Raw genomic sequence first — 13,115 nt, 5'->3', positions numbered from 1 at the left:
AGGAGAATCATGTACGCAATAACAACTGATACGGCAGAATCTTTCATGGCACTATTCCAGAAAATATTACGGTTTTCGTAGAAATCACTTGAATTTGGTCTCCGGATTGCAACGATGCAAAGTTGCAATCCACAGAATCACCTAAATCAAAGATTGTTTTTGAATTTGATAATGAATGAAAATTTAATTCAATTCCTCCTTTTGATTCTGAATTCATAGTATTTCGATGGTGGACAACAATCATGAGATCATTTTGTAAAAGGTAATCCCCTCCTTTATGATACATTGTCACCATCCCTTCATCAATCGGCCCCATTTTGATATTCACGGTGGGTACCCGCTCACCTGGTAACTGGTTCATCAGAGTGATTGTTACTGAAGGTATCAGAATTAAAACTAAGGTAATGAGGAGCATCTCACTAACCACCGAAGATACTGCATCGTCTTTCATACAGTCCCTTCCAATGCCGCTTTCGCTGCTTCTGTTGAAAGTTCAATCTGGTATGGAATTACATAATCAAACAGGATTATCGCCCCTAATAACAGGAGGATTGCGTGCTTAAACCCGGCAAGAATGCTGTTTGCAGATAACTGACCCGCCATCAGTCCAGAAAATAATGCAAGTACAATTCCTATTCTGAACATGTCGGTGAGGTTCCCGGCGGTATCAAAACTGATATTAAAATTCGTAAAAGACGAGACAAATGAGACATTGAGTGAATATGCTGTATAATAGTATATCCCTACGGCAAGGTAGATGATCATGACATAGGTAATTGAGATATTAAACCGGTCTTTTTTCAATTTTAGGTAGTGTTCGAAGTCATTAATAGCAATGATAAGAACGTCCTTGATTGAATCGGTCACTTGACTCGCTTTAACAAGGAGGGACATGGCTCGTTTTACAGATACAAGCCCTATCCGCTCTTCCATCCGGACCAGGGCGTTCACGGTAGTCTCTCCCCGTTTTATTTCTTCGGTGGTTATCACCAGCTCCTGAGATAATACTCCTAGTTTTGAGTTTGAGATAAGGCCGATTGCCGCCTGCAAAGTAACGCCAATGTCTTTCATATCAACAAGCTGGCGTAGAAACTCCGGAGTATGTTTCTCTACATTATTGACAAACCAGTTCCGACCCTCATATGCTAGAGTAATTGGGATCATACAGGCGATGACCGAGAGGCAGATAAATATCTCAAATGTATTAATCGGAAACCAAATGCCCAGATTTCCATTCAGGTACAGCAGAGTTACAAGCAGTGTAGCAACAATCCCGATCCCAAATCCTATGTTAAAATCAGAGATAAATGTTCGGAATGGATTTTTAATAAGGTTCTCAAGTTTGTATCGTTTTCGTTTGGCCTCGACCTCTTTGAGAAATTTCTGGTCCACTCTGGAAAATTCATCCTTGGAAATTTCTATTCCGATAAATTCAGAATCCCCTATTGGTTTTCGGGTGATATCCATCTTAATCTTCGGGAGCATGAGGTACAGGATATAGATCATCCCAAGCGATCCAGCTATCAGGCCAAAGATGATCATCGGAATATATCCCGAAAGTTCAGATTTTCCTCCCAGGTTCTGGGCGACAATGATGATGATCATCGTAATAGGGCCTGCAACAAAAGCAGTAACATATACCTCAGCCATGACCTCAATCGTTTTAAGAATCTGATCCAATTCCCTGGCTGCAGCTTCCCTAAAATAAGCCGATCGTGATGAAAGAAAGTTCGTCACATCACCACCGCTTCCTGAAAGAAGAAGCAGATCGTTGAGAAAATCCTCTAGGTTATGAGAGGGGGTTACCTTTTGGAGGTTCCCAATTGCGGAATAAAGGTCATCACCAAAGACCTCAACATCGCGGACAATAAGCCCAAACTCCCGTGAAACTTCCCCGAATAGATCTTCTGCTTCATACACACGACGGATGACATTGTAGAGCGTCATTGTTGTAGACAAGGCCTGCATGTAGGTTATCGTATATGGCAGCTCAAGGTCGATTGATGTTTTCCGTCCGTTTGCAATACTTGCAGGGTAGGTATATATCCCCAAAATTACTCCCGGAATTAGAAAAATAAAGAGGAGAAGAATATTTATCCAGGGTTCGAAATTTGGGATAAAGGATGTTTCGGTGATGAAAAGATAACAGGCGAGAACAACAAAAATGCTGGTAGAAATAAGGGATGCTCTAACCATGAGAAGAAAAAAGGAATATTGGGAATAAGGGAGATGGGCAGCCCTAAGGGATTTCCTGATGGTCGTTCCTTCAAGCCACTCATCAACCTGCTCAGGTCTGAAAATACTCATGCCATTCTCCGGAGACGGGTTATTAACTGCATCAAATGGGTAGGATCATATTTTGATTGATTATTGATACGATTCAAAAATTCCTTGCGTATCTTTAGCTGATATTCAAGTTCATATCTGGTCCAGTTATGCATGTATCTGATATTCTCAAGAGTTTTTGACTCTGCATACTTCCGGTCAAAGCCATCTGTGCTGGGATTATATTCATAGAGGGTATTCCAACCAAGTTTATCCCCTTCCTTCAAGATGATCTCATGAACGGCATCACATCGGCGAATCATTTGCCCCTTTCGATAATGGAATGTCTGAATTACCATAAGATTCAATGCACCAAACATGGCTGGAGGGACGTTTATTGGTTCATTGGTGAGACGGTTTAACGCCTCCTCAATTGTTCCGGCATGGAGGGTGGAGATTGTTGTGTGACCGCTGTTCATCGCCTGAAAAAGTGTTTGTGCTTCACTCCCTCTGACTTCTCCAACAATGATATATTCTGGTCGTTGTCTGAGTGATGCCTTCAGCAGGTCAAAAAGATCAATATTCCCCCGCTCATTGAGTGTAGCACTCTCCCTTGTCTGAACTGGCAGCCAGTTTTGGTGTGGGATTTGGAGCTCACGAGTATCTTCCAGAGATACGATCTTAGAATTATGGGGAATAAAAAAAGAGAGTGCATTCATCGCAGATGTCTTTCCACTTGCCGTTCCTCCTACAACGATGAGTGATTTCCGGTTTTCAAGTGCCAACCAAAGAAATGCCAGGAGCTCAGGGTCATATGTCCCGAATCCCAGAAGTGTTATAGGCGTCATCGGGTCTGATCGAAATTTTCTGATTGTAAATGAACTTCCTTTTGTTGATACCACATCTGAATACGTGATCTGTGCCCGTGACCCGTTTGGCAGGGCAGCATCAAGTAACGGAGATGTTAGAGACACCTGTTTATCCGCTTTTTGTGAGAGCTTTAATACAAACCGGTTAAGTTCTTCCTGGTCAAAGATTACTGATGTTGGCATACTTGCGTAAAACCGGTGGTGGACATAGACGGGGAGATGATGACCGTTGCATGAGATATCTTCCAGCATCTCATCATGCATTAGAGGGTCAATCTTTCCATACCCATTGAGATTTCGTTTCAGGTAGTAGTATAATACTGAAAGTCGGCCATCGGTAATCTTTGGATCATACGCCCTGATAACTTTCGCTGCTTCATCATAATCAAGTAAGAGATCTCCTTTATTTACTGGTTTATCATAGATAAGCACGTCACGAAGTGTTTCATGTGTCTCTTCAAGCACGATACGTTCACGGGGTGTCAGGTCTGGTTCAATGACCCGGTACATCCGGTCACCAGCCGGATCTTTAAGGACGACTGCGTACGCATGGGGACTAATAAGCCAGTATGCCTCTTCTACAATGAGGCCTTCCTGAACCTGAACATCAAGTACTGATTGTACCTCGGGTATTTCTGGGATTTGAGTCTGTACATTTAGATCTGGACGTTTTTTCCTTCTTTTGAATCCTGCACTGGGAATTTTCCAGTATAATGTTCTCCCGAATTTATCTTTCCAGGATTTTCTGGTCGATATGTTTTCATTCTCTATTTCACTTTTTTCCAGTCTTGGGACTGGTTTTTGCTTCTGCTCAGTCAGATCAAAAACTTTTGATAATATCTCTTCAGTTTTTTCTTCTCCTAAAAAAGGTTCTGATGGATTTCCTGATGATGAAAACTGCGGTGACGATGAACTCAGTGCCCCGGATTTTTGTATCCTGATTTCAGGGTATTGCCCTTCCTTCTCGCGGACAATAGAAATGTCTATTCCTCCAGTGAAATGCAGAGAGATAGTCCCGGACTTTTTGTGTAGTTTTCTCCCCCCGACCTTGCAGAAAAAAACGGATATATTTTCTAGATCCTTTGATGTTGGTTTGATGTTTGTTTTGATATTTCCAGGAACCTGTGTATGCAGAATTTGAACCGGGATGCCAGGACCCATGCAATAGATAGCCTTGACGAGAGGATCTGCGCAAAGGAGTCTGATCCACCGGGTACAATCTCGAGATAGGAGTAATCGAATTCCTATTTTTTCTCTGGATTTGACTGAAATATTTGGGTATTCTCTTTGTAAATGAGTAAGAATTTTGTTTTTTGCATCTTGAAACCTGCGTAATTCTGGTTTTTCTTCGTGTACCCAAATACGCATCTCATGGACGATGGCTTGTTCATTGTCTGATAAAGATGGATAGCCAATAATAAAGTGATAATTTCCATTTCGTTCTGGTATTAATCTTCCACATGCATATCCATTCAGATATTCAGATTTTATGATGCATTTTTCTTGTGTTTTTAGCTCTTGTTGATGAATAATTTGATTTTCAACAGTGTGTTTTTGTTTTTGGAATTCAATAGTAAAAGGGCCGTTGTCATGTGTTGATGAAGCACTGATTTTGATATTGTTATTTTTATAATTAAGAATAAGAGGAATTTTCTCTGGGGTTATTTTTACTTTCGTTCTGTTTTCTATTTTTTTTATGATCTTCTGACATTCATTCTCATTTGGAATTAATCCCGTGGTCATCATTCCGTGATGTCTATGTCGTACAATAACCGGGAGATTATATCCGGGAATAGTAATGTGAAAGAGGTCAGGATCCTGAAGAAAAGGTTGGAGTGGACCGAATCCCTTCATGTCCCGGGTAATAAAATATGTTAATACCGCTAGAGATGATTCTGAAAGTTCAGGAGCGATGGCATTTATAAGAGATTGAATTTTTTCATGATATTTTTTTTGAAAAGAACGATATGTTTCCTTGTCCTGCAAATGGATTTTTAATGATGAAATGAGTGAGGTATAGACATCCCGTTCATACTCATTTAGTAAGGGTTCCATGAGATCATATCTGTGTCCATATGGGGTGTGTGAGATACGGGCTTGAACTGGAATATCAGGGAGAGGATAGATGGAGTGCTGTACATCAATTGTTACATGGCACCTGGTTTCTATGGATTCAGTATTTTCACTCATTGATTTGTTGGATTTCTTCTCTTGGGATATCTTACATTACAGTTGGATCCTGTTGTTTGATGGATCATCTCCATTATTAAATGGGAATTCATATTTGGTGAAATCATACAAAAACATTTTTTTGTATTTTTTACAAATAAACTTTCATAAAGATCTATAACTCATAGGATATTTCTTTTTCCTTCTTTTGAAAATGATTATCTACCAATCTAATGTATTCTATGGTCGACAATAACCTGATAATATGGTGCAGCGGGTTCTCATTGTTGATGATACTCCTCATAATCTAATTATACCTGGAATGGATGGCAGAGTTATTCTCCGCGTTTTTAAGGAGTTGAATCTGATAATGCCAGTTATTAAATGTTTTTTGTAAATTGCCCTTAAATTCTGCATCAATTTCAAGAAATATAAGATCCGGATTTCATTAGACGGAAAAGCCATAATCTCCCAGTGTGCATAAGATTTGGGTACCTGATAATGACAGACAATACCATTCAGGGCAAAAGAGACCCTGAGTATCTCGTAGAGATGTCAGAATATCTAAATGCCCTTGCAAATCCTGTCCGGCTGCAGATCCTCTCCTCTCTTGAGACAAGGCCGATGGAACTCAAAGAGATCGCGGCGATCACCCGGACCAGTTATGAAAATATCAGGAAACATATCGATAAACTTCTTCTTGCCGGTCTTGTCAGAAAAGATGCAGGGATGAGTTCAGAGACCATGACCGGAATCCATCCGGTATGGAAATATTCACTTGCCCCTGGCGGTATGGAGCAGATAATAACGAATCTTTCTATGTTCTCAAAAGTTCCGTTGACTATCACTCATGCAGATCTTGCAAACCAATTGAGCACAATACGAAAAGACATCAGCACACAGTTTGGAGTAACGTCTCCCTGTCTGTATCTGACATCCGGTCCTGAAGAAGGTAAGATTTTTTCTCTTCATGGCGAGAAGATCCCCTTGGGCAGAATTGATCCAACCGACATGAGTTTCTCAAAAATGGGGAAAGGTATCGTGATGCTTTCCCAGGAATATAAATCAGTCTCACGAATTAGTCGTCCCCATGCCCGAATGTATCAGGGAAAAACCTGGGAGATTGAGGATTGTGGCAGTACTTCAGGGACGTTCATTAATACTGAACCAATACCACCTCAGACCCGTCGGGAACTGGTGGACGGCGATATTGTCATTCTTGGAACTGGGAACATGTCAGCACGGTTCCTTTTTATTGCAGAATAATTCTCTCTTTGTGACCTGGATAAAGAATGGTTCATCAAAAAACCCTCTGTATAGGTATATGCCTCATACTGGCACTCATATTCTCATGTATCCCTGTTCAGGCAGATCAGACTATTGATAATTCCAGTCCAAAAGTTAAGCCTGACTCATTTCCAGGTCCAAATGATAGTAATCGTATTCCTTTTTACCTGAATGCCAGAAATCTTAATCAATCTGCTGAGTCAGAATCACGTTTCACACCAGAGGGTCAGGGGGGAATGTTTCCCCGGGATGCGATACCTCCGGATATGATTCTCCCAATTGAAAACTGGCAGTTACCATTGATATCAATCGGTGTAAGCCTCATCATTCTTCTTATCATGAGTATAGCCGGGATTGTGATTGGATCACAGTTCCGGTATACCTGTTCTCACCGGGCTGGTATCATGCTTGCCGGGTGCCATCTGCTGAGTGCATTCCTGATTGGGGTGTTTATTTTCACTCTTTATGAGATTCGGTCTTCAAACAATGGGATGGATCCATTTGTGAGCACTATCTATGCCACATTCGGGATTATCATCTATCTTATTCTCTCATCGCTAATCCAGGCAGTATCACTCATTAAAAACCGTCCGATGGTCCCAATACATCAGGCTCACATTCTCTTTGCGGTAATTGCCATCATTCTCCTATTATCCGTCCGGTTTCCTGTGGCATTTTCTCTTCAGATAAGTATTGTAACAGCACTTACTATCATCACTCCCGGAGCAGCTTTCTCATTAATCACAAGTCATTTTGTGCAGAAAGGAGATTTCTCGAAACTAAGAGAAAATTCAGATCATACTATTACCCGATCCCTTCCTCTGGTGAACCAGGACCTCCCTCCCTCATTTCCGGAAAAACTGACAACAAAATATCATGATATATCTGTTATTGGGAGTGGGGGAATGGCAGTTGTCTATCGGGCCAATAAAAATTCTGACAATATGGTGGTTGCCCTGAAAATCCCATTCTCTGCTGATGAGACCAGTGGAAAGACATTTTTAAATGAGATGTCTGTATGGCGGGACTTATCCCACCCACACATTGCTCAAATAACAGATCAGAATATCTTTCCGGTTCCGTATGTTGAACTTGAGTATATTCCCCGATCACTCAAAGACATAACCCTCCCGGTTCCTCCAAAAAGAGCCGTCTCAATAACAGTGCAGATTGGATCAGCACTCTCCTATGCCCATGAGAACGGGGTTATCCATCGGGATATAAAACCGGGAAATGTACTTATTGCAGATGACGGGACGGTAAAACTTACTGACTGGGGCCTTTCGCGGTTCATTGAACGGGCTGATGATACCAGAAATACGAGTTTTTCACTCTTTTATGCAAGTCCGGAACAACTTGCCCCGGAAAAGTATGGGAATGGTGATCAACGAACCGATATTTATCAGCTTGGTGTATTGCTCTATGAACTTTTATGCGGGGCTCCCCCATACGGAACGCAAAATATCGGGGAACTATTTTCCCGGATTCAGAAAAACCAGTACATTCTTCCTTCAGAAGTGAACAGTAATCTCAAGCCCTTTGATGAGATAATAAAACGCTCATTACAAGCAGATCCAAACGAGCGGTATCAGAATATCTCTGATTTCATGACAACGTTGAATCAGTTAGCCGAGACCTGAAAAAAGAAAAAATGTTATGATACCTGAGTAATGGTGAACGCTTCCCCGATACCTGCTTTCAGACTTTGCACAGATACTGCATAGACCTTTCCGGTGTAAAACATTCCATCAAGCATGCCACTTTTCGTATATGTTCCTCCTTTGAGTCGTTCACAGGTTGGATTTCCATGGCAGGAACTGGTATCTACTGCAGGATTTTGAAAGGTTAGTTCAAGGATGAGCTGGTCCCGTCCGGTTGTTCCTCCTGCTGTCGGGAGTGAGGCAACCATACAGGCATTATCATTGCATGGATTCCATTCAACGGAGTTCGTTTCCCGGTTCAATTCAATATTCTGTTCCTGCCTGACCATACCATTTTTCGAGGATTCTCCCTCTTTCATCAGGGATACGCGAAGTATATCATCGTCTCCTAAATCGGTCAGTTGAAATGTGATCACCTGGGGAGTCTGCTCTCCATCATTTGTCTCAGCAAGCACACCGGTCCATACCATGAGGCAACTGGATATGCACATAATGAGAAAAATCAAACGAGTGGAAAAGTTACCAGATTGGATACGGGGATCAGGGGGTATTTCTGGATTATTCATACTATTCTCTCTAGTGGTTCGAACGTAAGAAATGATAATGAATTGTGAACCTGATGGTTGGATATTATACCTGCTGGTTTCGAGTAATTTATCCCATTCCGGGTTTACTAATTAAGATTGTTTTTGGATATGATGATATTGAATTTTGTATTTAATTGGGGATAATAATGAATATACCTGGAATAAAAAAGAGTTGTAACCCGGTACGTAAAAAAGATAACGGATTCGTGAGAGCATTTTTATCCGTATTCGGAGCTCTTGTTCTGGTTTTCCTTCTGATTCAATCAGCATCTGCAGCGACAAATGAGACCATTGATGCAGCCGGAAGGGTCACTGTAACTGATGTGGATATCGATCCTGCAGTGCTCATGACCGGCGATGTCGGTCTTATCACCTTTAGGGTAGAAAATACAGGAACATCTAATGTAGCTATCACCGATGCACAACTGATCTCCAAAGATATTGTCGTCCTGAATAGTGATGTATACAAGACAAGCCGGACTATCGGAGCCGGGACTGAAACAGAGTTTACGTTTACTATTCTTGCAAATCAGCCTGAAAACATCTACTATCCGGCTTTTTACATTAATTATAAGGATGCAGGGAGTCTTCGGTACAATGTTCCAATCCGGGTTGAAGAGCCTCATCTGGCTGTTTCAGTGTCTGGAATCCCCCAGGTCTTTTCTAGTGGGGTGAAAACAAAACTCTCTCTGATGCTTGGAAATGCAAAAAGCGTCAACATGACCGGGATTACGATTCTCCCAACCGGAGATGGTATCCAATGCAACCGGACATCAGCATTTATCGGAAATCTGGCCCCTCATTCAGAAAAAGCAATCCTATTTGAGATTACTCCATCGAAAGAAACCGATCTAAATTTTAATATCAGTTATACATGCGGAATGAATGCACATCAGACCGCATATACCATTCATATTCCGCTAGGAACCGATAAACTTGCAGCAGATCCAATAATTAACAACATTGAAGTCACATCTGGCTCTGGTGGTAATACCATTGCAGGCGACGTCTCAAATGCAGGGCTTTCGGATGCGTATGGTGTCGTTGTTGCTCTTGAGAGTGCAGCAGGCGAAGGTGGAAACCCGAACCAGAAGTATGTCATCGGAACGATCACAACCGGAGACTTTTCAAGTTTTGAGATTACCGTTCCAGGAAATCTGAAAACAGTCCCCCTCGTTATCCAATATAAAGACTCATCCGGCAACCAGTTCACGAAAAATATCTCTGTTGATACCAATCAGGCGAACGGCGGGATGGACCTGAGCCATAATGGACCTCCAGCCGGATTTTCTGAAGGAGGATCTCCCCCATCCGGAGCGCCAACCGGTTCATCATCCCAAGGTTCGAATAGAGTAAATCCGATGAATCCACTATCAGGAATGGGGTCTGGCATGAACAATCTTCCAATAACTGAGATCCTCATCGGGATTGGGATTCTGGTTGTGGCTCTTGTTGCATGGCGACTCTGGAAACGGAAGGGGAATGGACGTAAAATCCGTATCACCTTTAAATAACCGGAGACATACATGGCTGATGAAGTAGTTCGCCTGGAAAATATTTCAAAAATATATCCCCTTCTTTCAGGAGATGTTGTTGCTCTCGATAATATCTCTCTTACCATAGAGAAAGGCGAGTTTGTTGCAATTATTGGACCTTCCGGGTCTGGTAAATCAACCCTTCTCAATCAGCTTGGATGCCTTGATGTACCTACCCATGGAGACCTGCTGATTGGGGGGCGAAGTATTACCCAGATGAATGATTTTGAACTGACCCAACTCCGGTTGATGACGATCGGGTTTATCTTTCAAAAATTTAACCTTCTCCCCCTTCTTTCTGCGTATGAGAACGTGGAATACCCCTACACCCTGAAATACCGGAAAAAGGACACAACTGGCAGGGTATCAAAACTCCTCTCAATGGTTGGGATCAATGAAGACCTCGCAAAGCATAAACCAAGTGAGTTGTCAGGCGGACAACAGCAACGGGTAGCAATAGCACGTGCACTTGTCAACAATCCAAAAATACTCCTGTGTGATGAACCCACCGGAAACCTGGATTCAAAAACCGGTGTTCTGGTGATGAAAATTCTGAGAAAATTAAACGAAAAAGGAAAGACCCTGATTATCGTGACACATGATCCGGAAATTGCAGCCCAGGCAGACCGCACCATCACAATCAGGGATGGAAAAATTGTAGAAGACGGATGGTAACTCATGAAGGATATTATTTTTGCAATGGCTGTCCGTAATGTAAAAATCAACCTCCTTCGGTCGATTTTAGCTGCAGTGGGAATAACTATCGGGATTATATCGATTGCATGCATGGGTATGCTCGGAACAAACATGACTGCATCTGTTACCGACTCTCTGTCTGAAATGGCAGATAAACTCTCCGTCAGTCCATATTCCGGAAAAGGCGGAGGAGGCGGACCACCTGGTGCATCGTCTGGATCAGACAATCTTACAAAGAATGAATATAAGTCGATAGTGAAGATTGCCAGTAAATATGGGTATGTATATGGCGTTCATTCCATTCGGGGGAAGGTAAAGAAAGGAAAAGATGAATGGAATACCCAAATTTATGGTCTAGAAGTGAGTACCATGAAAACTATTCTGGATAACCTCTCTGCAGGAGGGTATCCGAGTAGTGATAACTCGGTCCTTATCGGTTCAGGATTTGCAGAGGATAATGAGTTTAAGGTTGGGAGCCGTTTTTCAATATCAAATTCTGGTGTCAAGGTATCCGGCATTATCGAGTCCAGAGGAATGTCAATGGATTTAAGTACAGATAATGCCGTTATTATGACAAAAAATATGTATGAATCACTCTATGGGGCGAAGGATGAATATAACCAGGTCAATATCGTTCTCAATGATATCAATGATGCTACGACGGTTTCCAATGAGATAGAATCGCAGATGAACCGGAGAGAGGAGACCGTACGTGTTCAGGACTCCAGTAGAATGGTATCTATGATCTCCTCCTCGGTCAGCACGATCACCAGTTTTGCAACACTGATTGCAAGTATCTCTTTACTAGTCGCTGCAGTCTCAATATTTAATATTATGATGATGTCGGTTACTGAACGTATCAGGGAGATTGGTGTTCTGCGGAGTATCGGGACTCAAAAGAAAGAAATTCTTCGTATGTTTGTCTATGAGGCAACCCTGATTGGGCTTCTTGGAGCAATCCTGGGTATGATCTTAAGTATTATCATGGGGTATTTTTTTATCCTGATAATGGTGGGAAATACGAAACATTTCTTTACCTATGACAGTCTCATCCATCTTCCATATGCCATGGGTGTTGGCCTGATAATCTGTATCCTATCCGGTTTATATCCGGCATGGCGGGGTGCCCAGATGGATCCAATAGAAGCTCTCCGTGCAGAATAAAAATAGTACCAACCGGATAGTTGTAAGATCCTACCATGGGCATCACCTTTTTTGATATATCAGATTTGAAATATCATGAAGATGTACCTGTTTTTGGTACACATACGTATACATCCAGCGTATTCCGGATAGAGTAATGGTTATCCGGAATATGGTATGCAGGGGCCTGGATTTCTATAACCAGCAGAACGAATCCACCCGCACATATTCATGAGATGAACGAAAATCACAATGTCTGATCTCTCTGATACATACCGTACCTTTTCATCTTAAATAGGCTTCCAGTAACCCCTGGGCATACGCTTCTTCTTTTTTTGTTGGGATATAGTTGAGAACCTTTGCTCGTTTTAACAGTTCTGATTTAATTTCAGCATTGCTCAGGAACCCTAGTTTTTTCACTTCAGCAATGATAAAATCAAGTTGATTAATCCCGGTTGCTTTCCCATCTACCAGGATTTGCTTGATCTGTATAGATTCTGGAACTATTCCCCCACAGACTTTACAATACACACCATCTTTGTCATCACTCATCTGCCTTCTCCCGAATCATCGTAAGCATCATCTTAAACCGGGTAGTCGCACTCAGAGCATGAGGGACATTTGCCGGAAAAATTATCGTCTCACCTTCTTTCATAGGTGAAGTAACACCATCAATCCAGACTTCACACTCGCCATCAAGGATTGTTACCACGGCATCAAACGGTGCCGTATGTTCTGAAAGTCCTTCATCTTCATCAAACGAAAAAAGGGTGATTGATCCTGTCTTTTGATTAATTATCATCCGGCTTGCAATGGTTCCGTCCTGGTACGCAATCAGGTCTTTCAGATTCAATACTTTTCCAAGTAATTCTTCTCTGTTTTTTTCTGCCACTTACTTCACTC

11 protein-coding genes are annotated in these 13,115 nt (G+C 41.9%); 5 read left to right on the top strand and 6 right to left on the bottom strand.

Annotation, left to right across the window (positions count from 1 at the left end; all coding sequences use genetic code 11):
* Positions 1-43 precede the first annotated feature (43 nt).
* Genes KSK55_RS04925 through KSK55_RS04915 form a run of 3 tightly spaced genes read right to left on the bottom strand, consistent with a single transcriptional unit; the run spans position 44 to position 5,324 of the window.
* The gene (locus tag KSK55_RS04925) at positions 44-451 is read right to left on the bottom strand and encodes a type IV pilin domain-containing protein (RefSeq protein ID WP_218608420.1); all 408 of its coding nucleotides are present in this window, start codon (positions 449-451) and stop codon (positions 44-46) included.
* Positions 448-2,307 carry a type II secretion system F family protein gene (locus KSK55_RS04920; RefSeq protein WP_218608419.1) on the bottom strand — a complete coding sequence of 620 codons (1,860 nt, stop codon included), beginning with the start codon at positions 2,305-2,307 and terminating at the stop codon, positions 448-450. Before KSK55_RS04920 ends, KSK55_RS04925 begins: the two co-directional genes overlap by 4 nt.
* A complete protein-coding gene (locus KSK55_RS04915; protein ID WP_218608418.1) occupies positions 2,304-5,324 on the bottom strand; it encodes an ATPase, T2SS/T4P/T4SS family in 3,021 nt (1,006 codons plus the stop codon). Before KSK55_RS04915 ends, KSK55_RS04920 begins: the two co-directional genes overlap by 4 nt.
* A 480-nt stretch (positions 5,325-5,804) precedes the next feature.
* Here KSK55_RS04915 and KSK55_RS04910 point away from each other — a divergent pair, with 480 nt between their 5' ends.
* Complete coding sequence (locus KSK55_RS04910) at positions 5,805-6,569, top strand: FHA domain-containing protein (protein WP_218608417.1); 765 nt, start codon at positions 5,805-5,807, stop codon at positions 6,567-6,569.
* Between the two features lie 26 nt (positions 6,570-6,595).
* Complete coding sequence (locus KSK55_RS04905; RefSeq protein WP_218608416.1) at positions 6,596-8,230, top strand: serine/threonine-protein kinase; 1,635 nt, start codon at positions 6,596-6,598, stop codon at positions 8,228-8,230.
* 14 nt (positions 8,231-8,244) lie between these two features.
* On the opposite strand, the gene KSK55_RS04900 is transcribed toward KSK55_RS04905, so the two are convergent.
* The gene (locus KSK55_RS04900) at positions 8,245-8,817 is read right to left on the bottom strand and encodes a hypothetical protein (RefSeq protein ID WP_218608415.1); all 573 of its coding nucleotides are present in this window, start codon (positions 8,815-8,817) and stop codon (positions 8,245-8,247) included.
* Positions 8,818-8,984: 167 nt separating this feature from the next.
* Here KSK55_RS04900 and KSK55_RS04895 point away from each other — a divergent pair, with 167 nt between their 5' ends.
* From KSK55_RS04895 to KSK55_RS04885, 3 genes are read left to right on the top strand one after another with little or no spacing between them, the layout of a single operon-like run.
* Positions 8,985-10,352 (top strand): COG1361 S-layer family protein, encoded by a 1,368-nt coding sequence (locus tag KSK55_RS04895; RefSeq protein WP_218608414.1) that lies wholly within the window; start codon positions 8,985-8,987, stop codon positions 10,350-10,352.
* A 12-nt stretch (positions 10,353-10,364) separates the two neighbouring features.
* Entirely contained in the window at positions 10,365-11,048 is a 684-nt protein-coding gene (locus tag KSK55_RS04890) for an ABC transporter ATP-binding protein (RefSeq protein WP_256664182.1), read from the top strand.
* Positions 11,049-11,051: 3 nt separating this feature from the next.
* Positions 11,052-12,233 (top strand): ABC transporter permease, encoded by a 1,182-nt coding sequence (locus KSK55_RS04885; RefSeq protein ID WP_218608413.1) that lies wholly within the window; start codon positions 11,052-11,054, stop codon positions 12,231-12,233.
* A gap of 264 nt (positions 12,234-12,497) precedes the next feature.
* On the opposite strand, the gene KSK55_RS04880 is transcribed toward KSK55_RS04885, so the two are convergent.
* Both KSK55_RS04880 and KSK55_RS04875 read right to left on the bottom strand, forming a co-directional pair.
* A complete protein-coding gene (locus KSK55_RS04880) occupies positions 12,498-12,764 on the bottom strand; it encodes an NAC family transcription factor (protein WP_214419066.1) in 267 nt (88 codons plus the stop codon).
* Positions 12,757-13,104: a cupin domain-containing protein gene (locus KSK55_RS04875; protein WP_214419065.1), complete on the bottom strand. Its 348-nt coding sequence runs from the start codon at positions 13,102-13,104 to the stop codon at positions 12,757-12,759. Before KSK55_RS04875 ends, KSK55_RS04880 begins: the two co-directional genes overlap by 8 nt.
* Between the last annotated feature and the right edge of the window lie 11 nt (positions 13,105-13,115).

The sequence above is a fragment of the Methanospirillum hungatei genome (genome assembly GCF_019263745.1).
Lineage (GTDB): Archaea > Halobacteriota > Methanomicrobia > Methanomicrobiales > Methanospirillaceae > Methanospirillum > Methanospirillum purgamenti.
The sequence above is the reverse complement of the archived record's forward strand: the minus strand, read 5'-3'. Positions and strand labels throughout refer to the sequence as shown.

What these genes read in the sequence shown, in the direction of transcription:
- KSK55_RS04925 (WP_218608420.1), bottom strand. Translation starts at nt 451, where the DNA reads ATGAAAGACGATGCAGTATCTTCGGTGGTTAGTGAGATGCTCCTCATT.
- KSK55_RS04920 (WP_218608419.1), bottom strand. Translation starts at nt 2,307, where the DNA reads ATGAGTATTTTCAGACCTGAGCAGGTTGATGAGTGGCTTGAAGGAACG.
- KSK55_RS04915 (WP_218608418.1), bottom strand. Translation starts at nt 5,324, where the DNA reads ATGAGTGAAAATACTGAATCCATAGAAACCAGGTGCCATGTAACAATT.
- KSK55_RS04910 (WP_218608417.1), top strand. Translation starts at nt 5,805, where the DNA reads ATGACAGACAATACCATTCAGGGCAAAAGAGACCCTGAGTATCTCGTA.
- KSK55_RS04905 (WP_218608416.1), top strand. Translation starts at nt 6,596, where the DNA reads ATGGTTCATCAAAAAACCCTCTGTATAGGTATATGCCTCATACTGGCA.
- KSK55_RS04900 (WP_218608415.1), bottom strand. Translation starts at nt 8,817, where the DNA reads ATGAATAATCCAGAAATACCCCCTGATCCCCGTATCCAATCTGGTAAC.
- KSK55_RS04895 (WP_218608414.1), top strand. Translation starts at nt 8,985, where the DNA reads ATGAATATACCTGGAATAAAAAAGAGTTGTAACCCGGTACGTAAAAAA.
- KSK55_RS04890 (WP_256664182.1), top strand. Translation starts at nt 10,365, where the DNA reads ATGGCTGATGAAGTAGTTCGCCTGGAAAATATTTCAAAAATATATCCC.
- KSK55_RS04885 (WP_218608413.1), top strand. Translation starts at nt 11,052, where the DNA reads ATGAAGGATATTATTTTTGCAATGGCTGTCCGTAATGTAAAAATCAAC.
- KSK55_RS04880 (WP_214419066.1), bottom strand. Translation starts at nt 12,764, where the DNA reads ATGAGTGATGACAAAGATGGTGTGTATTGTAAAGTCTGTGGGGGAATA.